Consider the following 21,833-nt stretch of genomic DNA (forward strand, 5'->3'; position numbering starts at 1 on the left):
TTCCCCCTTAAGTTTTATTTTTTTTTTTAAAAGAAAGGTACAGATATCTCCTCCCTTCAAATTGTGCAGCCTCCTTTTATGTATAAAGATGGCAGGCTACAAAATGGTTGTTCTTGACTTCAGTGAAGTCAGGGTTCACTTGTTTGCAAAGGTCAAATGCGGCAGGACACCTTGTATGGAAGACACACCCTTTTGGCGGGTTTGCCGGACTTGGAAGCTCGCCTTTTAAAATAATCCGCTCCCTTTTTGTGGCACCTTTTTTTCTTGGCACTGGTACGGCTGACAACAACGCCTGAGTGTAAGGATGCAGCGGCTCAGCGTAAATTTCTTTTTTAGAAGAAAGCTCCATCATTTTTCCGAGATACATCACACCGACCCTGTCGCTTATATGCCTTACAACGCTGAGGTCGTGTGAGATAAAGATATAGGTCAGGCCGAATTCATCCTGGAGATCCTCCATCAAGTTGATGATTTGTGCCTGGATCGAGACATCCAAAGCTGATACAGCCTCATCGGCTATTATCAATTCCGGATTCAATGCCAGCGCTCTTGCAATTCCAATCCTTTGCCGTTGCCCGCCGGAGAATTCATGGGGATAACGATTGATGAACGACGCATTCAGCCCCACTTTCTCTAATAAGCTTTCTACTTTTTCATCCCGTTCTTTCCTTTTGTGGAGATGATGCGTATCAAGCGGTTCCCTTATGATCGATCTCAATGTTTTTCTTGGATTAAGAGATGCGAATGGGTCCTGGAAAATCATCTGGATGTTTTGGCGTACATCCTTACGAAGTTCACTTTCTGACAGATGCGAGATATCTCTGCCATTGAAGATGATTTTTCCGTCCGTAGGTTCATAGAGCCGAATGATGGTCCTGCCTACCGTGGATTTTCCACAGCCGGATTCCCCTACAATCCCAAGCGTCTCTCCCTTATTCACCTTCAAATTTATTCCGTCAACCGCCTTTATATGACCAACTGTCTTTTGCAGTAATCCAGCTTTAACAGGGAAGTGTTTTTTGACATTGAACAATTCAAGCAAGGTGTCAGAGCTCTTTTCAGGCAATTTATTTTCAGTGGTTTCTTTCGCTGAGATCATTGAAGCCCCTCCTTGCCTTCATGTAAAAAGCATCGAACAGAACGGTTGCCATATTTCCTCACAAGTTCCGGCATTTCACCGAAGCAGCGCTCAAATGCATGTGGACATCGTGGTGCAAACCGGCATCCAGCAGGGAGATTTTCAGGTGACGGTACATTCCCTTCGATAGAGGCAAGTCGCGAGTGGTCCTCATCTATTGAAGGAATCGAACCCATCAAGCCCGATGTGTAAGGATGCAGCGGGTTATCAAATAAGTCCTCTACCATCGCTTCCTCCACAACCTGGCCTGCATACATGACGACAACGCGATCTGCCACTTCTGAAACCACCCCTAAATCATGAGTGATGATCAGGATGGATGTATTGAATTTTTTGCTCAGATCTTTCATCAAATCCAAAATTTGTGCCTGGATCGTAACATCCAAAGCGGTAGTCGGCTCGTCCGCAATCAACAGCTTCGGGTTGCAGCTCATAGCCATCGCAATCATCACGCGCTGGCGCATCCCACCAGACAAGCGATGGGGATAGTCGTTGATAATTTCCTTTGCCCGGGAGAACCCTACGAGTTCCAGCATCTCAATCGCCTTTTTCTTAGCCGTCGTATTATTCAGTCCCTGGTGGTATGTCAGCACTTCTGAAATCTGCTCACCGATAGTAAGTACAGGATTGAGCGAGGTCATAGGCTCCTGGAAGATCATTGAAATATCATTGCCGCGGATTTTACACATCTCATCTTCACTTGCCTGGACAAGGTCCCGTCCTTCAAAATGAATCTGCCCGTCCACAATCTCCCCGGGTGGAGTGGGAATCAAGCGCATGATTGATAGAGAGGTAATACTTTTTCCTGATCCTGACTCCCCTACCAAAGCCACGGTTTCCCCTTTATTGATGACCAAATCCACCCCATCAACTGCCGGAATCACTGTTCTTTTTCTTCTAAAATATGTTTTAAGATTCTTTAGCTCCAATAAGGCTGTCACGTTTCTTGCACACCGCCTATCCAATTAAAATTGATATAAAAGAGAAGTGACTTTTTAACCAAGTTAAATATTCTAATAATTATTAATTATTAGATTGAAGGGCATTTTATTACACTTTCATTACTTTTTATTGGGAAATTCTATAAAGCTACGAAAAAAAGGTAAATTTAGCAGGGGGTATGTTGTGAAAGAAAATAGAAAGAGTCGGTTTTCGCATTTTTGTATATTGCTTTAACCGAAAAGAGGTTGGTGGTGCTATTTTGGGTAGATGAGAGGGGGTGCTAATTCCGCGAAATTAGTGACTATTTTCTCGAAACAGGCCTGCAATTCCGCGAAAAAACAACTTAATTCCGCGAATTAAAACCAGAATTCCGCGAACTAGAAAAACCTGGAGCATAGACAGACAAAATCAAGCCCCAGCTCCAACGGGAACGCAAATCCGGCCCCGAAACTTCAAAAAAAACAAAAAAAAACGGGGAATCATCCCCGTCTCAGACTGTAGACAAACTCGATGAAAATCGTGTTTGTTTACAGTCTTTTTTTGGGTTGGTGCTGGAATGGGGCTGTTGATTTCCGTTCCAGGCGCTTCGCTTTCCGCGGGGCCGGCGCTGAGCCTCCTCGTCGCCGCTGGCGCCTGCGGGGTCTCACCTGTCCGTCTGATCCCGCAGGAGTCTACGCGCCTTCCACTCCAATCAACAGGATTTCTAAACTTAGCGTGGAACTAAACATAAGTCTATTTTAAAATAGATACATATAACGCTTGAGGTGATAAAGATGCTTTCGAAGAACAATCCAATCCAACGAGATCAATTAGAAATGGTTGCTTTAGACCAACTGGTTCCTCAGGAACATTTAGTCCGTAAGATGGAAGCAGCCATTGATTTTTCTTTCATTTATGACTTGGTGAAGGATGTGTATTCGGAAGTAGGGCGCCCAAGCATTGACCCTGTTATTTTAATTAAACTCACCTTCATTCAATATACCTTCGGCATCCGTTCCATGCGCCAGACCATTGCGGAAGTGGAAACGAATATGGCCTACCGCTGGTTTTCGGGTTATGGATTCCATGATAAAGTGCCCCACTTCTCCACCTTCGGAAAGAATTACGAACGCCGTTTTAAAGACACCGATTTGTTTGAACAGATCTTCTATCGAATTCTTAAGTCGGCAGTTGATAAGAAACTTATTAGTGCCGAACACGTCTTTATTGATTCAACCCATGTAAAAGCAAGTGCGAATAAACATAAATTCGAGAAGAAAGTGGTGCGTAAGGAAACACGGGCGTATCAAGAGAAACTCCAGGAAGAAATCAATCAGGATCGGGAAGATCATGGAAAGAAGCCCTTTCCTCCTGATAAGTTCGACAAGGAAGAATCGAAGGAAATCAAGGAAAGCACGACCGACTCGGAGAGTGGGTATTACGTAAAAGATGAGCGGACCAAACAGTTTGCCTATTCCTTCCATGCGGCATCAGACCGTAACGGATTTGTCCTGGGCACGATTGTAACACCTGGTAACACTCATGACAGCCTGATCCTTGAGCCACTGGTTGAACAAGTGATAGAGAAAGTTGGAAAGCCCAAAGCCGTTGCGGCAGACGCAGCCTATAAAACCCCAGCTATTGCGAAGTTCCTGATCGAAAATGAAATGACACCGGCTTTACCATATACCCGACCACGGACGAAGGATGGGTTCTTCCGTAAGTATGAATATGTGTATGACGAATTCTACGACTGTTACTTGTGTCCTGCCGGTGAGGTCCTGAAGTATTCCACCACTACGAAAGAGGGGTACCGTGAATATAAATCCCCGAAGCATATCTGCGCCAGTTGTCCGTTTTTAGCGCAATGTACAGAAAGCAAGGACCACCAAAAGGTGGTAACGCGCCATATCTGGCAGGAGTATGTGGAAGAGGCAGACCACTTGAGGCACAAACCAGAAGTAAAACAAATCTATGCGAAGCGCAAAGAAACCATTGAGCGTGTATTCGCAGATGCAAAAGAAAAGCATGGCATGCGTTGGACAACCCTGAGGGGACTTAAAAAATTGTCGATGCAGGCGATGCTTACTTTCGCTGCCTTGAACCTGAAGAAGATGGCCAACTGGACATGGAGAAGTCCAGTATTGGCCTAAAAGTATAGTAAAGAGAGTCTATTTCCATTGAAAAATCCGATGAAATCCAAAAAGGGGTTCGGAATGAGACCATTCCGAACCCCTTTTGTCTACAAACTGAAACGGGGAATCATCCCCGTCTCTTTACGCGTTATATTTACGGAAGGCTATTGTGGCGTTGTGTCCGCCGAAGCCTAGTGAATTGCTGATGGCTGCGCTTACCTGCTGATTGCGGGCTGCGTTTGGTACATAGTCAAGATCACATTCTGGATCCGGTGTTTCAAGATTGATTGTTGGAGGCAGGACTCCTTCTTTCAATGCAAGGACTGTGAAGATTGCTTCAATTCCGCCTGCTGCACCGAGCAGATGTCCCGTCATCGATTTTGTTGAGCTGACTGCAAGATTATAGGCATGTTCTCCAAAAACAGATTTAATGGCCATTGTTTCATATTTATCGTTGTACTCTGTGCTTGTTCCATGGGCGTTGACGTATCCTACTTCTTCAGGTGCAAGTCCACCGTCGTCAAGAGCCATTTTCATCGCTCTGGCTCCGCCTTCGCCTTCTGGTGCTGGAGCAGTAATGTGATACGCATCTCCAGTTGCACCGTAACCAACGATTTCTGCATAAATCTTTGCTCCGCGGGCTAGTGCGTGCTCTAATTCTTCAAGCACGACAATTCCTGCGCCTTCACCCATTACAAAACCGTCACGGTTCTTATCAAAAGGCCTGCTTGCCTTCTCGGGATCCTGATTAGTAGATAACGCTGTGTTAGCACAGAATCCAGCGAATGACATCTTCGTAATTGGTGCTTCCGCTCCGCCTGTCACCATCACATCTGCATCTCCACGCTGGATGACTTTGAACGCATCCCCAATCGAATTCGTTCCAGTCGCACATGCAGTAACTGTACATGAGTTGAAGCCTCTCGCACCAAGTGTGATCGATACCTGTCCTGTTGCCATATCAGGAATCATCATCGGCACGAAGAATGGGCTGACCCTGCGGTACCCTCTGTTCATGAATGTTTCATGCTGCTGCTCGAATGTCTCCATCCCACCGATACCTGAGCCAATCCATACTCCGACTCTAGGTGCGTTTTCATCCGTGATTTCGAGTTCAGAATCTTTTACTGCCATCAATGAAGCCGCAACTGCATAATGAGTAAAGCGGTCCATCTTCCTGGCATCTTTCTTATCTATGAAATTTTCAACATTGAATTCTTTTACCTCAGCTGCAACCTTTGCTGGGAAGTCATCTGCATTCAGCCTTGTGACCGGACCGATACCAGATACTCCTTCTTTAATATTTTTCCAAGTTGTTTCTGCATCATTTCCTAGAGGCGTGACAGCCCCGATTCCTGTAACTACGACCCTGCGTTTCTCCATCCTCATTGCATCTCCTTTAACTAAAGCTGTTATTGTAATAAGTTCCTCAACTATTATTTATTCCTGATTATCCGTGGATTATTTGCCCCAGCGCATGGCAATCGCACCCCATGTCAGGCCGCCGCCAAATCCTACCATGACTACTACGTCACCATCATTGATTTTTCCTGCTTCCAGTTCTTCAAAAAGAGAAATAGGAATCGAAGCAGCAGATGTATTCCCATATTTATGGACGGTCATTGACATCTTTTCGACAGGGAGTTCCAGCCTTTGGCGGGCAGACTCCATGATCCTGATATTCGCCTGGTGGGGGATTAGAAAATCGACGTCCTCTTTTGAAAGACCTGCCTTTTCAAGGACATTGATGCTGCTTTCACCCATTTGCCTTACAGCAAACTTAAAAACTTCGCGGCCATTCATGACGATATAATCATCCTGATACAGATGCTTCCCGCCAGAACCATCAGCTCCGAGTTCGAAGGAAAGGACTCCCTTGCCTTCGGAAACTTGCCCCATCACAACCGCCCCAGCTCCATCGCCAAACAATACAGCAGTGTTGCGGTCATTCCAATCTGTGATCTTTGACAGTTTTTCCACACCTACTATTAAAACATGCTTATAAGTACCAGCTTCTATAAATTGTTTAGCTGTTACCAATCCGTACATAAACCCAGCACATGCTGCACTTAAATCCATTGCTGCCGCTTTTTTGGCTCCAAGTCTGTCCTGAAGCATGCATGCAACAGTCGGAAAGGGCTGATCCGGTGTGACGGTCGCCACAAGAATCATATCAAGATCTTCAGCTGCAATTCCAGCATTGTCAATAGCTTCTAATGCAGCACGATAAGCAAGATCCGATGTATCCATATCATCCCCGGCAATTCTTCTTTCTTCAATACCAGTCCTTGTACGAATCCATTCATCTGAAGTATCCATCTTCTTTTCCAAATCAAGGTTTGTCACAATATTCTCAGGCAAGTACCGCCCAACCCCAGTTATCCCTGCATTCATGGGATCCATCTCCTTTAACAATGAATTATGTCTATTTATAAGTATTATTATCAATTATTATGACTTGGTACTAATTTTATCAGAAAATACACTTGCACTGCAACTGAAATTTACGAATTCCGCATTTGCCCTGGTCCCCCTACCCCCTAACTTCATAAAATAAATCTGAGGAACTATACGGTATAAACTGACATAAGCAAGGACTGGAAACTTCATTGAAAACCTGGTCAGTAGTCGGATTTCATTTAAACAAATAAAGAAAGGTGGGAGTGAAAATGGAGGAGAAAAGGTCCAGAGATCCGTTTGACTTCATGTTAAATGATAAAAGGATTGAAATGGATGAGCACGAATCCAATCAACCTACTCGTGAATATGACCAAATCGACCACTTTATGTTCGGAGGTCAAAGGGAAAAGGAAAAGGGCAGTGAAAATAAATCTTCGCTCAGTGGTATCCTTGGCCAAATTGATGTAATTGAAGTTTTAAATCATGTTGATACACTAATGACCTCTGCCAAGGAACTTAAGCCTTTACTTGGGAAGGTTAAACCACTTTTCGATCAGATTATTGACAAAAATAAAAGCTGAGGCCCAGTGGACTCAGCTTTCCGTAATGATATCATTCCTTTGATGCATCCGCTTTTCCAAGCTCATATGCATCATTCATTACCTTCGTGAATAAGGTGAAAAATGGCTGTAGGTTATCCATCGTCAGCTCGATGCCTGCTTCCTGCAGTTTCTGCTGAGCTTCAGGCAGATACTTCATCGCAATTTGCATAAACTCCATTGTCTTGTCATTATTCTGCATGTTAAAATCTCCTTTAATCTATTTATTGGTTAGGTAGTTTACCGGTTTCTTTATATGTATTGATATACGTATTCAATTTTTTTCGATAATCCGAGTCGACATGAGGGCTGAATTCACCTAGTGAAATCACGCCATCCTGGAAATCGAACGATAGATTGCCTGATTTCAGTTCATCGGTATTGAATTTTTTGGCGCTCAATTCATATAAATCGTCTACATGCTGAACGGTACTCGTCAAAACTGTCGACTCTCCGAAATCAGCCTGGTCAGAAATATACCCAATAATATATAAGCCTTTATCCTTCACTTTTTCAATAATCGGTACATTGAACCCGTCACCTGCCGGATAAATGACATCCGCACCTTCGGACATAACTTCCTCTAAATCATCCATCGCTTTTTCCTGGTCATCCCAATGGCCCACATAGCGAATATCGACCTTCATATCTTTATTTTCATAAATTGCTCCGTCATAAAAGCCTTCCACCTCAGGCTGCCATTCAAACGCCGCAATAATCGCAACCTTACCCGTTTTCGACATATGGCTTGCAACCATACCGCCAAAGAAACCCATGGCATAGGCATCAAAGTTCAAGCTGGTCGTATTTTCATTCCTGGCATCACCATTGAAGCTGATAAAATGGATGTCAGGATATTCCTTGGAGATTTTGTTGAAGTAAGCGGCATATTCATTGCCGTGTCCAAAAATAAGGTTGACCCCTTTTCGATCAAATTCCTTAACAGCTTCCTCTACATCTTCCGGATTGTTCATCCCTTCCTTGAAAAAAACATCAACATCAAGGCTCGATTGAATCTGCAGAAGTCCCCTATACCCCTTCGTTCCCCACACCTGATCATTAATAGTTTCAGGCACAAGCAGGCCGACTTTTTCCACCTGGCCTTTGAGAGGTTGTCCGCATCCCCCCAACAAAAGCAGGCTAAACAATATAAGCCCGAAACGTCTCAGCATCCGATGCATCTCCTTTATGCGTCACTGTTTATATGTCTTTTTTAATCCAGTGCCCGCTAAATTAAAATGGAACCGATTTAAAGAATCTTTTACCATTTTACTCTGTGGAGTATAACTTTGAAAAGTGATTTATGAAAAAACCCGCTAGACACGGCTTTCGAGAATACGGCAATAGTGCTCTTTTTGCACCCTTAACCCTCTGCTGTATTGCTCATTCTTACGCACGGCTCTGACCTGTATTGTTTTTTTGTATGTCGGCTCAGGATTTTTTCTCCAGATGGCTTCATCTTGGCCCATCAGGTATTCCGCACATTCGATCCATCTGTTTTTTTCACCACTTGCAAGAAGAATTTCTCCCACCACGTCTGCTTCCGCCAATTCTAAGATGGTAGTGACTGCATCATCAATATATAAAGCATCATGTGTCCATTCCCAATTAGCAGGCTGCGGGACTTCCCACTCTTCTTTTATATTGCTCAATGCTTGCTGAAAAAAGTAATCTTCAGGCTGCCATGGTCCGAAAATCGTTGGCACATATATGGTCAGGATATTTTGTTTTTTCTCGAGGAAGTTTTGAAGGTGCTGAAAAGGCTTAACCTTAAGGACATTTTCTTGAGCGAAATAAGCGGGAAGGATTAAGATTGACCGGTATTTTTTTAGCGTTGAATTTTCAAGTTTTCCGATGATGTCTTCAATGTATTCAGCAGTTTCTCTTCCGTATCGTAACCCCTCAAATAGCTCTATAAAAAGAAACTCCACCACTGCGTCAACATCCCACTCCTGCAGTCCGGTTTCTTTAAAATTCGCATTTCTCCCGATTTCAAGACGTTTTTCTTCCGTAAAATAGATCTCTTTCTTTTTTGCCAAATGGATTCCTTCTACTTCAACTCCATAACCAAGCAATTTTTCACACAATCCATAGCCAATAAAATCATACACTCCAAGAATAGTTGCCTTATCCATGTTGATTCCTCCTTGCAAATACTCTCTTGTATCATATGAGTCTCATTTTAAAAATATTTGCATATAGTTAGAGGACATGCTCATGTTTGGCGAAGAATTGCACGGTCTGGCTGCCAATCTGAAGTTTTTTTTCCGGCAATACATAGCTTATGCTTACTGGGAGATTCTCTTTCTCCCATATTGCCGACAGGTCTTTGATGACCTTTGATTGCTTATACCCTCTGTTCCCAGCAAGCACGTGGATGATCTTCACCGGAATATCTTTGTTGAATGCCGGTAAATCCTTGCCTGATTTCATTTTCTCAATCAAAAGCCCGATTTCCGTTTCATTTGCTGCTTCCAATTCAGCAACTAACTTTTTATAAAAGAATTTATTCTCTTTTTCCTGCTCCAGGTGAGTATATAAAGAGAGAATAGGATTTATCAAAATTAATGACCTGATATTAATATCGTTCTGGGCAAGGAGTTTCAGGGCTACAAGGGCGCCCATTCCTTCAGCCACAATATGGAATGACGTATTCAGAATCTCGCTGCGGACAATATGGCTACACAGCCGCATTGCCAGATCAACCGCCTTTTCGCTTCCCCAATGCCTGCCGTATAAATTGGAGTAAAAAACGGTATACCCTTCATTTTTCCATATGTTCAGAAGTGAACGTTTTCCTTCATTCTGCGTCCAGAAGCTGCCCTTTTTGTTTACAAAATGCCTTTCATCACCAATCGCGAGGATACCGAAACCATTTGGCCTATCAGGATAATGGATGATGTTCCACTCGGTATCCAGTTTAAAGTTCCGGCTCTCCATTTTTACCAACCCCTTTCCTACAGATTATTCATATTACTGTATGTAATTTAACAGGAAATGAAAGGGAGTTTGCCCATTTTTTATTATTAATCGCCTTTTTAACATTTTCTTCAAAAAAGGTTTCTTCCGTTTAAAGATGTCTTCGGATTTATAATAGCACCGAGTTCAGTTAAATTATATTCATTTGTGAAAACGCTTTTCATTTTATTTAAAATTCATTTATATTTTATATGGCTTGTGGTAAGATGATAAAAGATTTAAAAATGTAAGAGGTGAAAATCTTGAAATATTTTTGGACTTTATTTTGGACTTTCCTGCTAGTTCAAATGCTTAATTATGTAGCTGGCGCGATGATCGGCGTTGAGTTCGACCTGGTAACAGGCAGCATCATTTCAGTCGTGGCAACTATTATTATCCTTGTAGTTCCGGCTGTACTTCCAAATGAACCTGAAGGAAAGCATGGAATTCACTAAAAAACGTACATAAAAAAGTCATCCTGATGGATGACTTTTTTTCTATCTACTGAACATTTATTTTGATTTCATCATTCTCTACTGTGATTTCAACCTGGCTTTTTTCTTTGATGTTGCCGGCAATGATTTCTTTCGCCAGCTTCGTTTCCAAAGTCCGTTGTATGAACCTCTTCAGCGGTCTGGCTCCATAAACAGGATCGAAACCATTTTCAGCTAAAAACGCTTTAGCCTCATCTGTAATCCCAATCTGAATCTGCTGATCGGCGAGTCGAATTTTCAATGACGAAACCAATTTATCTACGATCATTTTTATTTCTTTTAACGCAAGCGGTTTGAACAATATTATTTCATCGACCCTATTTAGGAATTCAGGGCGGAAATGGCCACGCAGCTGGGACATAACCAGTTCCCTCGTTTCTGAAGATATTTCTTCCCCTCCATCCTGTCTCTCAAGCAAATGATGCGAGCCAATATTGGATGTCATGATAATGACCGTGTTCTTGAAGTCAACTGTCCTTCCTTGCGAATCTGTGACACGGCCGTCATCGAGCATCTGGAGCAGAATGTTGAAGACTTCCGGATGCGCCTTTTCAATTTCATCAAGCAGGATGACAGAGTATGGATTTCTTCTCACAGCCTCCGTCAGCTGGCCCCCTTCTTCATAACCAACATATCCCGGAGGGGCTCCGATCAGTCTTGACACGGCATGCTTTTCCATGTACTCCGACATATCAATCCTGATAATATGTTCTTCACTATCAAACAGTGACTGGGCGAGTGTCTTTGCCAATTCTGTTTTTCCAACTCCGGTAGGACCCAGAAAAATGAAGGAACCAATTGGCCGGTTCGGGTCTTTGATCCCTGCTCTCGCCCTGAGGACAGCATCTGACACAAGCGATACTGCTTCCTCCTGACCAACGACTCGTTCATGTAGGATACTTTCCAACTTGAGGAGCTTTTCCCTTTCTCCTTCGACGAGCTTCATGACAGGGATGCCAGTCCAGCGTGAAACAATCGATGCAATCTCTTCCTCTGTTACTTCTTCACGGAGAAGTCTTTCACCAGCATTGTCACTTACTTCCGTTTCTAGTTCCTTCAGTTCTTTTTCCAGGGAAGGAATGCGTCCATGCCTAAGTTCAGCTGCTTTGTTTAAATCATAATCATTTTCAGCCTTTTCCAATTCCCGGCGAAGTTTTTCCAGCAATTCGCGTTTTTCCTGGACCTTTTGTATTCCTTCTTTTTCCTTATACCATCTAGCCTTCATTTCATTCGCCGTTTCCCTAAGGTTCACAAGCTCCTTGCGAAGTGTTTCCAGGCGATGGCGGCTGGCATCATCTTTTTCTTTCGTGAGCGCAGCTTCCTCGATTTCGAGCTGCATCACTCTTCTTGTTACTTCATCAAGCTCCGAAGGCATAGAATCAATTTCGGTACGGATCATCGCGCATGCCTCATCCACAAGGTCAATTGCCTTGTCAGGAAGGAATCGATCCGTAATATAGCGATCGGACAGAGTGGCAGCAGCTACCAGCGCCCGGTCGTGGATATTGACGCCGTGGTGGATTTCAAATCTTTCCTTCAATCCTCTTAAAATCGAAACAGTGTCCTCGACATCAGGCTCCTGTACCAATACTTGCTGGAATCGGCGCTCAAGTGCAGGATCTTTTTCAATGTACTTTCTGTGCTCGTCCAATGTTGTTGCACCTATGCAGTGGAGTTCACCGCGAGCGAGCATAGGCTTCAGCATATTGCCGGCATCCATTGCCCCTTCTGTTTTCCCTGCACCGACAATCGTATGAAGCTCATCTATAAACAGAAGGATTTTACCATCACTTTTCTTTACTTCATTTAAAACTGCCTTCAATCTCTCTTCAAATTCTCCGCGGAACTTGGCACCGGCGATCAATGCACTCATATCCAGGGCGAAGATGGTTTTATCCTTAAGGCCTTCAGGGACATCCTTGCGCACGATCCTCTGTGCAAGGCCTTCAACGATTGCAGTCTTACCTACTCCAGGCTCTCCAATCAATACTGGATTATTTTTTGTCTTCCTTGAAAGGATACGGACCACATTCCGGATTTCACTGTCCCTGCCAATGACCGGATCAACCTTGCCGGCACGTACTTCCTCTACAAGATCACGACCATATTTCTTTAATACCTCATATGTTGCTTCCGGGTTTTGTGAAGTCACTCTCTGGTTCCCCCTAACTTCCATGATTCTTGCTAACATTGTTTTCCTCGATAAACCGAATCTTTTCAATGCAGCTCCCGTTTCAGAGGAAGCCGTGTCAAATGCAGCAAGCAAAACATGTTCAACTGACAGAAATTCATCATCAAACTGTTTCATTTCCTTTTCTGCCTGTGCCAAAACCTTTTGCAATGCAGATGTAATATATAATTTACCATGCTCCACGCCGCTTCCTATTACCTGCGGCTTTTTGGATAATGCTTTATTTAATTCTTCACTAATTTGCCCGGGATTGATTCCCATGCCAGATAGCAAAGTGCCCACCAGGCTGCTTTCTTGCTCAAGCAAGGCAATAAACAGATGCAAATCGTCTACTTCCTGATGATTATGCTGTACAGCCATGGTCTGGGCCGAAACAAATGCCTTCTGCAAGCTTTCCGTCATTTTATTCAAATCCAACCCAACCACTCCTTTGACCTTTTTTGACCTTTAATTAATATTATAATAAAAATTCCCAATAAGTAAAGCCATCCGCACTGGATGGCTTTCTTTGCAAATAATTTTGTTTGTTAAGGTTTTGGCATGTAAGTCCAGTGGCGATTGTGGTTTGAGGTTTCCGGAAAACGGTCTCCTGCTTTCAGCTTTATTTTTTGCGGGTTGTTAACATTGCTTCCTGTTTCACCAATTTCAATGTAAATACCATTATTGGGAGCTTTTTGCCCAGGACGGAACTGATGACTCTGACCCATTAGAATTCCTCCTTCATAAGTAATTCGGCTATTTTATTATTTGCGGATTTAATCAAAGTATTAATGTTTAATTTATCCTTCCAATAAAAAGCCATTTACGTTAAATTAGTTGGTATGGATTCAATACTGAGGGGGAGGATCTTTAATACGATATGGACAACTTTTATGACTTGATCAAATACATATTTTTAGGGCTGTTTCAGGGAATCACTGAACCGATTCCGGTATCTTCGAGCGGACATCTGGAGATAGCTGAGCATTTTTTCGGGTTGCAAATCGAAGGAATGAGCTTTGCGCTATTGGTGAACACAGCGTCGTTATTCGCCGTATTGTTGATTTATCGTGATGATATCATCCGGTTAATCGTTAATGGGATTGCATATCTTAAAAACAAAGATCCTGAAGCAAAGTCAGATTTCATGTTCATCCTTTATTTGATTGTCGGCACGATTCCAGCCGGTGTGATCGGGATATTATTTGGCGATTTCGTCGAGGACAACCTGGCGTCCATCCAAACGGTTGGTATTACATTACTAATTACCGGTATTGCGCTTTGGATGATCCGCAATATGCGCGGCCGCAAAAATGACGGAGATATACGCTTTAGGGATGCAATCATTGTAGGCCTTGCACAGGCAGTCGCATTGATACCAGGGATAAGCCGCTCAGGAGCAACAATTGTCGCTGCCATGGGGCTAGGAATGAAACAGGAAACAGCACTAAAATATTCTTTCCTTCTTTATATACCTGTAAGTGTTGGCGGAATGATTCTTGGATTTTCAGACATATTGAATGATCCCTACCTTGATGATTTAGCTATCCCGTATACGTTTGCGTTTTTCGCTTCTCTTATTGCTTCATATATCTCTTTAAAATGGTTCATGAATATCATGGCCCGCGGAAACCTGAAGTATTTTGCGATTTATTGCTTTATCGTCGGCCCGCTGGTCATACTTTTTTCTTAAACATGGCGAACCCCGGCTATTTTTGTAGCCGGGGTTTGTTCTATGTGACGTTTTTAAGCATGTGAGCTCAATGTGGGCTTATAGAATTTTTCTATGTGACCTTCTTTAGCCTACGACCTTCAAACGGTCTTATAGAACTAACTTTCTTACGCCATCATCTAATCCTCGACTCTAACCCACATGACTTAATCTTTTAAAATCTCCACCAGTAATGCTTTTTGGGCGTGGAGCCGATTTCCTGCCTGCTCGAAGACGACTGAGTGCTGCCCGTCAATCACTTCTGCTGTTACTTCCTCCCCACGGTGCGCTGGGAGGCAGTGCATAAATAGATAATCGTCTTTAGCTCCCTTTAGCAAATCTTCATTTACCTGATAATCACAAAAATCCTTCAGCCTTTGCTCGTTTTCATTTTCCTGTCCCATGCTGGTCCAGACATCTGTGTAGATCACATCCGCTGAATCCACAGCTTCGAATGGTGAATCTGTAATGACGAGCTTTGCCCCGCTCTCTAATGCAAAACCTTCGCAAAGAGCAGTTATTTCTGCATCCGGGGAATAATCCTTTGGACAAGCAATCGAGACATCCATTCCCATTTTTGTACAGGCAATCATCAATGAATGAGCGACATTGTTGCCATCTCCGATGTACGCGAGTTTCAATCCTTCCAGCTTGCCCTTCTTTTCATAGATCGTCATTAAATCCGCCAGAGCCTGGCATGGGTGATATAAATCGGTCAGTCCGTTTATGACCGGTATGCCAGCATGATCTGCCAGTTCCTCAACAGATTTATGCGAAAATGTTCTGATCATGATGCCATCAAGGTATTCTGAAAGGACATGTGCTGTATCGCAAACCGATTCACCGCGCCCCAACTGAAGATCATTGCCATTTAAATATAATGCGCTTCCTCCCAGCTGGATCATGCCAACCTCGAAGGAAACCCTTGTACGAGTCGAAGATTTATCGAAAATCATCCCAAGAATTTTCCCCTTTAACGGCTGGTCAAATTGTTTCTTTAGAGTCTTTTCCTTCCGGATTACCGCTTTATTCAGCAATGCCATAATCTCATTTTTCTCTAAATCGGCGAGTGTTAATAAATCCTTCCCTTTTAAATCAATGTCCAGCTGCTGCAGTGCATTCATTTCGCAATCACTTCCTCACTTTTTTCTGTCAGCCATTCTCCCAAAGACTTAACATTCCAAGATTCTATAGAATTGCTTTCTAAAAGGGCGTATAAGGTTTCTTTTTGAGTTAAAACAATCTTTCGATTCTTGACTGCCCATTCTCTTAATGCAATGTCCCTTTCTGAATTACCAGGACAATAAAGGGCAGCGATCTGTTGGTGGTCAGTGAGATGTTCGTTATCCATCAGCGTTAAAGCCAGGGCGTGGTTTCCCACTTCCAATAGAGCTTTTTTGTCAGCAAAGGCAATTGCACCTTGAACCGTTTTTCCATTAATGGAATGAAAGCTCTTATTTATGGCCTCTTGAAAAGTAGATCCGATACTGATCCCTTCACCGGTAGAAATCATCTGTGGACCGGTCTTGCTATCGAGCCCCTTAAGTGCAAAATTAGAAAAAACGGGATGCTTTACACAAATGAATGGTGCATTTGTATCAAGCTTGATTTCGTCTTTCGACAAAAAGTATTTCCCGAGCAATATTTTTGTCGCTTTATTCACTAATTCCACGCCGGCTACCTTGCTTACAATTGGCATGGTACGGCTTGAACGGGGGTTGATTTCAAGCAGATACACATCATTCCCCTTAACAATGAACTGGATATTCATTAAGCCCTTATATTGCAGCCCACTCACGATTCTCTTTGCATAATCTGCCATTAGCAGCTTCGTTTCATTTGAGAAGCTTTGAGCAGGGATGATACAGAAACTGTCACCGGAATGGACACCTGTCTTTTCAATGTGCTCGATGATGGCTGGAATCAGGATATGCTCGCCGTCTGATGCCAAATCCAGCTCCGCCTCCCTTGATTCTAGATACTGATCCACCAATATTGGATAGTGGATATTCCCTGCTTCAAGAACATTTTTAAGCTCCTGGTGATTTTGAATCACGACCATATGCAAACCGCCAATGACATAAGAGGGCCTGATCAGCACCGGGTATCCCAGACGCTCTGCCGCATTCAGCAGTTCGTCTCCATCAGCAGCTGTCTCACCTTTCACTCGCTGTATCTGCAGCTTGTCGAGCAGCTGGTAAAATTGATCTCTGTCTTCAAATAAATCGATCGTTCCAGAACTCGTTCCTAATAGTTTTACTCCTGCATCCTCTAGCCCCTTAGCAAGATTTAATGCAGTCTGTCCGCCCAACTGAACAATGACTTCCTTAATCCCTTCCATTTCAACCACATTCAAAATATCTTCAAGGGTTAATGGCTCAAAGTACAATCGATCGGAAATAGCAAAATCCGTGCTCACAGTCTCCGGATTATTATTGATCATGATTGTTTCGACATTTTCTTCTTTAAGGGCAAAAACGCCGTGGACGGAGCAATAGTCAAACTCAATTCCCTGACCGATGCTGATCGGGCCGCTGCCAATGACGAGAACCTTCCTTTTACTGCTTTCAGCTTGCGCTTCATTTTCTCCGAGATAGCTGGAATAGAAATAATTGGAAGATGATTCGAATTCTGCAGCGCATGTATCGACCATCTTGTACACTGGCAATACATCGTATTGTTTGCGAAGTTCCCTGACAGCTTTCTCTGTAGCATTCCATTCTCTTGCAAGAAAAGCATCGCTGAATCCCTTTTCTTTCAGAGCCCGAAGCTCAGCAGCAGTGATTTGTTCGATTTCATACTCTCCAATCGTCTTCTCCATATCAATCAACGATTTAAATTTCGCAAGGAAAAATAAATCAATTTTTGTTTTTTTATGAAGAGACAGGATTTCCTCGTCCCGACGCAGCAGTTCGAGCAATGCAAAAACCCGTTGGTCCGTCTGATTTCCTGCCAATGTGTACAGCTCTTCAGCGGAATACTTCGCAATTGCCGGCAGCCTTAAGTCCTCTGTTTTGTTATTAAGTGATCGGACAGCTTTGATGAAGGCTCGCTCGAAGCTTCGGTCAATTGCCATCGCTTCCCCGGTTGCCTTCATTTGCGTTCCTAAGGTTCTGTCGATGTGCGGGAATTGCTCAAACGGCCATTTCGGTATTTTCACTACTATATAATCGAGCGCTGGCTCATAACTGGCAAATGTATTGCCCGTTACCGGATTAACAATCTCTGCGAGGTTATATCCAGCTGCCAGTTTTGCCGCCATACGTGCTATCGGGTATCCGGTCGCTTTCGATGCCAGCGCTGAGGACCGGCTGACCCGCGGGTTCACTTCAATCAAGTAGTAATTCTTGCTTTCAGGATCGAGGGCAAACTGGATGTTGCAGCCACCGACAATTCCTAAAGCGGAAATGATTTTTACAGCTGATGTCCTAAGCATCTGGTATTCACGGTCAGTCAGTGTTTGCGAAGGGGCAACTACAATGGAGTCGCCAGTATGGATGCCCACCGGGTCAATATTCTCCATATTGCAGATAGCGATACAGGTTCCTGCAGAATCACGCATCATTTCATACTCGATTTCCTTATAGCCAGCAATGCTTCTTTCAATCAGGCATTGTTTAATCGGACTTTCGTTCAGTCCGCCGGCAACGAGTCCCTTCAATTGTTCCATTGTGCCAGCGATTCCGCCCCCTGTGCCTCCAAGCGTGTATGCAGGGCGTACAATCAGTGGAAAGCCGATTTTTTCTGCAAAGCCGACTGCTTCTTCAACATATTGAACGATTTCACTCTCTGGCACTGGTTCGTTCAGCTTATGCATAAGGCTGCGGAACGCTTCCCTGTCCTCTCCTTGCTTGATACTTGCAACCGAAGTTCCAAGTACTTTTATGCTGTATTTTTCGAGGATTCCTTCTTCACTCAGCCTGAACACCAGATTCAATCCAGCCTGGCCGCCCAGTGTTCCGAGAATACCATCTGGCCTTTCACGTTCAATAACCTTCTCCACACCTTCCACAGTCATCGGTTCAAAATAGACTGCATCCGCGAAAACATGGTCTGTCATGACGGTCGCCGGGTTATTGTTTACCAGGATGACCCTGTAGCCTTCCTCTTTCAGGGCGATGCAGGCCTGGGTGCCTGCATAATCAAATTCAGCGGCCTGGCCGATGATGATGGGGCCAGAACCGATCACTAATATGGATTTAATACTCGTATCTTTAGGCATAGCTGACTTCTCTCCGCTTTCTGTATTTGACTGTGTTGATGAATTCTTCGAAAATAAAGGCACTGTCTTCAGGTCCCGGGCTTGCTTCAGGGTGAAATTGTACAGTCATCAGCGGCAGTTTTTCATGATAAAGCCCCTCGATTGACTGATCATTTTTATTGTAGAAACGAATCTTTAAACCTGTATTGCCAATACTGGTCTGATCAACGGCATAGCTGTGATTTTGCGAGGACATGAATACACGGTTCCCTTTCACATCGTATACAGGCTGGTTTGCTCCCCGATGGCCAAAAAGCATTTTCTTTGTATCGCCTCCGAGGGCGAGTGCTGCAAGCTGGTGTCCGAGGCATATTCCCAATGCAGGGAAATATTCGATCACTTTCCTGATTTCATTCAACTGCCCAAATAATTCTTTCGGATCGCCAGGACCATTGGATAAAAGTACACCATCAGGCTTCAATGAAGCGATTTGTTCGAAACTATAGTGATAGGGAACAATCGTCACCAGGCATTTTTGTTTTACCAGGTAGTCGGCGATGGATTTTTTGAAGCCATAATCAATCAATACAATATGGGTATCTCCGAATCCGATTGTTTCAGGTTCTGTCGAAGACACCTCCTGGACTTTTAGTCCATTTATCATATCGCAGCTTAATTCACATTTTTGATTGCTGGACAAAACGGCAGGCATCGTTCCATTTTGGCGTATGCTTTTTACAAGTTCACGAGTATCGATGTGCTCGAGCACCGGAATGTTCCATTTTGCCAGATACTCCGTAAAAGAATGCTGAGCCTCATAATGGAATGCCTCTTTGGCAGCTTCATATACGACGACTGCTGAAACATGAGGTTTCTTGCTTTCAAAATCCTTTTCATTTATTCCATAGTTGCCAATCAGTGGATATGTGAACACGATAATTTGATTTTTGTATGAAGGATCGGTCAGGACCTCCTGATAACCTGTCATTCCTGTAAAAAATACAATTTCTCCGGCAATTCCTTCTTCAGCAAGCGAACCATGCAATTGCCCCTGAAATGTCTTGCCATCAGCAAGATGCAAATATCCTTTCACCAGACACCCCTCCAACAATTGAATATTTATTTATACCAACTAATTTTTATGCATTAACTTTTAAAAAATATACAGCTATTATGCTGTGACTGTAGATTTTCTTATCGTTTCTTTCATTATACTAACAGCCTGTTTAAGTTCTTCAGCACTAACATTCAGCGGTGGAAGCAGCCTGATCACCTTATCTCCTGCAGGCAATGCAATCAGCCCTGATTTCCTAAACTGTGCGAGAAGAGGCTGGGCAGCAACAGTAAGTTCGATTCCCGCCATCATTCCAAGGCCCCTGATTTCTTTTACTGCTTCCAAACTGCCAAGTTCCTTATTGAGCAGTTCAAACAAGAAACTCCCTTTGGCGGATACCCCGTTTAAAAATTCCTCGTTAAAAATGAGGTCCATAACCGTTGAAGCTGCGGCTGTACTGATAGGATTTCCGCCGAATGTTGAACCATGGCTTCCAGGTCCGAAAAATTCGCCAAGTTCAGCTTTGCCAACGGCAGCTCCTATCGGAAGTCCATTTCCCAGCCCTTTTGCCACCGTGATCACATCGGGTTCAATACCAAAATGCTGAAATGCAAAAGGTTTCCCCGTGCGCCCGATTCCCGTCTGGATTTCATCAATTATTAGCAGAACGCCACTTTCAGCACATAATCTTGCTGCTTCTTTAATAAATTCGGGATTCACAACATGGATTCCGCCTTCTCCCTGGACAATCTCGAGCATTACGGCGGCGGTATCACAATCAATTTCATCTTTAAGTGCTTCTAAATCATTGAATGGCAAGTGTACAAATGTTTCAAGCATGATCCCAAATCCCTGCTTGATTTTTTCCTGCCCGGTCGCCGCCATGCCTGCAAATGTCCTGCCGTGGAAGGATTGTAGAAACGTGATGATTTTTTTTCGGCCGGTAGCTTTTCTAGCCAGTTTGATAGCTGCTTCGTTTGCCTCAGCGCCACTGTTTGAAAAAAACACTAAATCCAGTTCAGATGCTTCTGCGAGCTTTTTCGAAGCTTCTTCCTGGATGTTCTGAGGGAATAAATTCGATACATGCCAGAATAGCTCGAGCTGGTTCTTAACTGCCTGCTCCACTGGGGCAGGACGATGGCCTAAATTACAGACACCGATTCCAGAGGTAAAATCCAGGTATTGTCGTCCATCCTTACCAAAAATGAAAACTCCCTCTGCTTTCTCAGGTTCGATTTCCCATCTCGCATAGGTAGGGAATAAATTGCTCATTGTATAACCCCTTCTTTTGCGGCAATCGCGGTACCGTGCCAGCAGTTATTTTTATAGAAATGTTTTTTGCCAGAAATGATCATTACCGTCTTAACTCCTGCTGCCGTAGCTGACAATGCAGAGTTCACCTTTGGAACCATTCCGCCATAGATGCTTCCCTCAGTAATATAGCTTTCTATTTCACTATCAGTAATTTTGCTGATGAGTTCGCCATTGATCTGAATACCGTTCACATTTGTTACAAAAGCGCAACGTTCTGCCTTTAGTGCTTTTGCTATGGAAGCCGCAGCATAATCTCCATTGATATTCAGCCTGCTGCCATCCTCTCCTATGCCAATAGGTGTAATGACGGGAATATAGCCATTGCTGATTAACATCTTTATTAGCTCAGTATTCACTGTGTTAATCGTTCCAACGTATCCCAGCTTCTGCTTATCGATATAGTCAGACTGAAGGCAAAGTGCGTCGCTGCCACTGATGCCCAGCGCATTGAAGCCCTGCTTGTTCAGCAGGCTGCATAGCTGCCTGTTCGTCTGTCCTGACAATACCATTTCCACGATTTCCATTGTCTTCACACACGTCACTCTCAGTCCATCTTTGAAATTCGCAGGGATTCCAAATAGTTCAAGCATGGAATTGATTGCCGGCCCGCCTCCGTGAACGATGATTGGATCATACCCATCCTCCATCAATTCTTTAAGGCTGCTGAAAAAATTGTCACTAAGCTCCTCTAATACACTTCCCCCACATTTAATGACTACTGGTTTCAACGGATCCGCC

19 protein-coding genes are annotated in these 21,833 nt (G+C 43.6%); 4 read left to right on the forward strand and 15 right to left on the reverse strand.

Translation table 11 applies throughout. The features are described from left to right. Positions 1 to 76: 76 nt before the first annotated feature. A complete protein-coding gene (locus ACXAEA_RS17430; protein ID WP_475097125.1) occupies positions 77 to 1,099 on the reverse strand; it encodes an ABC transporter ATP-binding protein in 1,023 nt (340 codons plus the stop codon). After that, on the reverse strand, positions 1,096 to 2,079 hold the full coding sequence (locus ACXAEA_RS17435) for an ABC transporter ATP-binding protein (RefSeq protein WP_475097126.1): 984 nt from the start codon (positions 2,077 to 2,079) through the stop codon (positions 1,096 to 1,098). Before ACXAEA_RS17435 ends, ACXAEA_RS17430 begins: the two co-directional genes overlap by 4 nt. A 774-nt stretch (positions 2,080 to 2,853) precedes the next feature. Between ACXAEA_RS17435 and ACXAEA_RS17440 the strand changes: the two genes are divergently transcribed. Continuing rightward, on the forward strand, positions 2,854 to 4,212 hold the full coding sequence (locus tag ACXAEA_RS17440) for an IS1182 family transposase (protein ID WP_475097127.1): 1,359 nt from the start codon (positions 2,854 to 2,856) through the stop codon (positions 4,210 to 4,212). A gap of 123 nt (positions 4,213 to 4,335) precedes the next feature. On the opposite strand, the gene fabF is transcribed toward ACXAEA_RS17440, so the two are convergent. Both fabF and ACXAEA_RS17450 read right to left on the reverse strand, forming a co-directional pair. Further along, entirely contained in the window at positions 4,336 to 5,577 is a 1,242-nt protein-coding gene (gene fabF / locus ACXAEA_RS17445; RefSeq protein WP_475097128.1) for a beta-ketoacyl-ACP synthase II, read from the reverse strand. A 78-nt stretch (positions 5,578 to 5,655) separates the two neighbouring features. Continuing rightward, entirely contained in the window at positions 5,656 to 6,588 is a 933-nt protein-coding gene (locus tag ACXAEA_RS17450; protein ID WP_475097129.1) for a beta-ketoacyl-ACP synthase III, read from the reverse strand. Between the two features lie 275 nt (positions 6,589 to 6,863). Between ACXAEA_RS17450 and ACXAEA_RS17455 the strand changes: the two genes are divergently transcribed. Continuing rightward, positions 6,864 to 7,175, forward strand: coding sequence for a hypothetical protein (locus ACXAEA_RS17455; RefSeq protein WP_475097130.1), 312 nt, complete (start codon positions 6,864 to 6,866; stop codon positions 7,173 to 7,175). 31 nt (positions 7,176 to 7,206) lie between these two features. On the opposite strand, the gene ACXAEA_RS17460 is transcribed toward ACXAEA_RS17455, so the two are convergent. The 4 genes from ACXAEA_RS17460 to ACXAEA_RS17475 form a co-directional block, all read right to left on the reverse strand. After that, the gene (locus tag ACXAEA_RS17460; protein WP_475097131.1) at positions 7,207 to 7,395 is read right to left on the reverse strand and encodes a ComZ family protein; all 189 of its coding nucleotides are present in this window, start codon (positions 7,393 to 7,395) and stop codon (positions 7,207 to 7,209) included. A 22-nt stretch (positions 7,396 to 7,417) separates the two neighbouring features. Continuing rightward, positions 7,418 to 8,365: a BMP family ABC transporter substrate-binding protein gene (locus ACXAEA_RS17465; RefSeq protein ID WP_475097132.1), complete on the reverse strand. Its 948-nt coding sequence runs from the start codon at positions 8,363 to 8,365 to the stop codon at positions 7,418 to 7,420. Between the two features lie 144 nt (positions 8,366 to 8,509). Then, positions 8,510 to 9,328, reverse strand: coding sequence for a hypothetical protein (locus ACXAEA_RS17470; protein ID WP_475097133.1), 819 nt, complete (start codon positions 9,326 to 9,328; stop codon positions 8,510 to 8,512). A gap of 67 nt (positions 9,329 to 9,395) precedes the next feature. Next, complete coding sequence (locus ACXAEA_RS17475) at positions 9,396 to 10,133, reverse strand: hydrolase (protein WP_475097134.1); 738 nt, start codon at positions 10,131 to 10,133, stop codon at positions 9,396 to 9,398. A gap of 281 nt (positions 10,134 to 10,414) precedes the next feature. On the opposite strand from ACXAEA_RS17475, the gene ACXAEA_RS17480 reads away from it, so the two are divergent. After that, entirely contained in the window at positions 10,415 to 10,606 is a 192-nt protein-coding gene (locus ACXAEA_RS17480) for a YjzD family protein (protein ID WP_475097135.1), read from the forward strand. Between the two features lie 46 nt (positions 10,607 to 10,652). Here ACXAEA_RS17480 and clpB read toward each other — a convergent pair whose 3' ends face one another. After that, positions 10,653 to 13,253: an ATP-dependent chaperone ClpB gene (clpB, locus tag ACXAEA_RS17485; RefSeq protein ID WP_475097136.1), complete on the reverse strand. Its 2,601-nt coding sequence runs from the start codon at positions 13,251 to 13,253 to the stop codon at positions 10,653 to 10,655. 110 nt (positions 13,254 to 13,363) lie between these two features. Then, positions 13,364 to 13,543, reverse strand: a complete 180-nt coding sequence (locus ACXAEA_RS17490) for a YjzC family protein (protein ID WP_475097137.1) — start codon at positions 13,541 to 13,543, stop codon at positions 13,364 to 13,366. A gap of 152 nt (positions 13,544 to 13,695) precedes the next feature. On the opposite strand from ACXAEA_RS17490, the gene ACXAEA_RS17495 reads away from it, so the two are divergent. Beyond that, complete coding sequence (locus ACXAEA_RS17495; protein WP_475097138.1) at positions 13,696 to 14,508, forward strand: undecaprenyl-diphosphate phosphatase; 813 nt, start codon at positions 13,696 to 13,698, stop codon at positions 14,506 to 14,508. Positions 14,509 to 14,693: 185 nt separating this feature from the next. On the opposite strand, the gene argF is transcribed toward ACXAEA_RS17495, so the two are convergent. The 5 genes from argF to argB all read right to left on the reverse strand — a co-directional run bounded on the left by argF (position 14,694) and on the right by argB (position 21,823). Next, on the reverse strand, positions 14,694 to 15,650 hold the full coding sequence (gene argF, locus ACXAEA_RS17500) for an ornithine carbamoyltransferase (protein ID WP_475097139.1): 957 nt from the start codon (positions 15,648 to 15,650) through the stop codon (positions 14,694 to 14,696). After that, a complete protein-coding gene (locus tag ACXAEA_RS17505; RefSeq protein ID WP_475097140.1) occupies positions 15,647 to 18,748 on the reverse strand; it encodes a carbamoyl phosphate synthase large subunit in 3,102 nt (1,033 codons plus the stop codon). Before ACXAEA_RS17505 ends, argF begins: the two co-directional genes overlap by 4 nt. After that, positions 18,741 to 19,820: a carbamoyl phosphate synthase small subunit gene (locus ACXAEA_RS17510; RefSeq protein ID WP_475097141.1), complete on the reverse strand. Its 1,080-nt coding sequence runs from the start codon at positions 19,818 to 19,820 to the stop codon at positions 18,741 to 18,743. Before ACXAEA_RS17510 ends, ACXAEA_RS17505 begins: the two co-directional genes overlap by 8 nt. A gap of 78 nt (positions 19,821 to 19,898) precedes the next feature. Then, the gene (locus ACXAEA_RS17515; RefSeq protein ID WP_475097142.1) at positions 19,899 to 21,053 is read right to left on the reverse strand and encodes an acetylornithine transaminase; all 1,155 of its coding nucleotides are present in this window, start codon (positions 21,051 to 21,053) and stop codon (positions 19,899 to 19,901) included. Continuing rightward, positions 21,050 to 21,823, reverse strand: a complete 774-nt coding sequence (argB, locus tag ACXAEA_RS17520; protein ID WP_475097143.1) for an acetylglutamate kinase — start codon at positions 21,821 to 21,823, stop codon at positions 21,050 to 21,052. The genes ACXAEA_RS17515 and argB overlap by 4 nt, the downstream gene beginning before the upstream one ends. Positions 21,824 to 21,833 lie beyond the last annotated feature (10 nt).

It is taken from the genome of Mesobacillus sp. ABV4_180 (assembly GCF_056158485.1).

What these genes read in the sequence shown, in the direction of transcription:
- fabF (WP_475097128.1), bottom strand. Translation starts at nt 5,577, where the DNA reads ATGGAGAAACGCAGGGTCGTAGTTACAGGAATCGGGGCTGTCACGCCT.
- ACXAEA_RS17440 (WP_475097127.1), top strand. Translation starts at nt 2,854, where the DNA reads ATGCTTTCGAAGAACAATCCAATCCAACGAGATCAATTAGAAATGGTT.
- ACXAEA_RS17465 (WP_475097132.1), bottom strand. Translation starts at nt 8,365, where the DNA reads ATGCTGAGACGTTTCGGGCTTATATTGTTTAGCCTGCTTTTGTTGGGG.
- ACXAEA_RS17430 (WP_475097125.1), bottom strand. Translation starts at nt 1,099, where the DNA reads ATGATCTCAGCGAAAGAAACCACTGAAAATAAATTGCCTGAAAAGAGC.
- ACXAEA_RS17455 (WP_475097130.1), top strand. Translation starts at nt 6,864, where the DNA reads ATGGAGGAGAAAAGGTCCAGAGATCCGTTTGACTTCATGTTAAATGAT.
- ACXAEA_RS17490 (WP_475097137.1), bottom strand. Translation starts at nt 13,543, where the DNA reads ATGGGTCAGAGTCATCAGTTCCGTCCTGGGCAAAAAGCTCCCAATAAT.
- ACXAEA_RS17450 (WP_475097129.1), bottom strand. Translation starts at nt 6,588, where the DNA reads ATGAATGCAGGGATAACTGGGGTTGGGCGGTACTTGCCTGAGAATATT.
- argF (WP_475097139.1), bottom strand. Translation starts at nt 15,650, where the DNA reads ATGAATGCACTGCAGCAGCTGGACATTGATTTAAAAGGGAAGGATTTA.
- ACXAEA_RS17475 (WP_475097134.1), bottom strand. Translation starts at nt 10,133, where the DNA reads ATGGAGAGCCGGAACTTTAAACTGGATACCGAGTGGAACATCATCCAT.
- ACXAEA_RS17515 (WP_475097142.1), bottom strand. Translation starts at nt 21,053, where the DNA reads ATGAGCAATTTATTCCCTACCTATGCGAGATGGGAAATCGAACCTGAG.
- ACXAEA_RS17460 (WP_475097131.1), bottom strand. Translation starts at nt 7,395, where the DNA reads ATGCAGAATAATGACAAGACAATGGAGTTTATGCAAATTGCGATGAAG.
- ACXAEA_RS17495 (WP_475097138.1), top strand. Translation starts at nt 13,696, where the DNA reads ATGGACAACTTTTATGACTTGATCAAATACATATTTTTAGGGCTGTTT.
- ACXAEA_RS17505 (WP_475097140.1), bottom strand. Translation starts at nt 18,748, where the DNA reads ATGCCTAAAGATACGAGTATTAAATCCATATTAGTGATCGGTTCTGGC.
- ACXAEA_RS17470 (WP_475097133.1), bottom strand. Translation starts at nt 9,328, where the DNA reads ATGGATAAGGCAACTATTCTTGGAGTGTATGATTTTATTGGCTATGGA.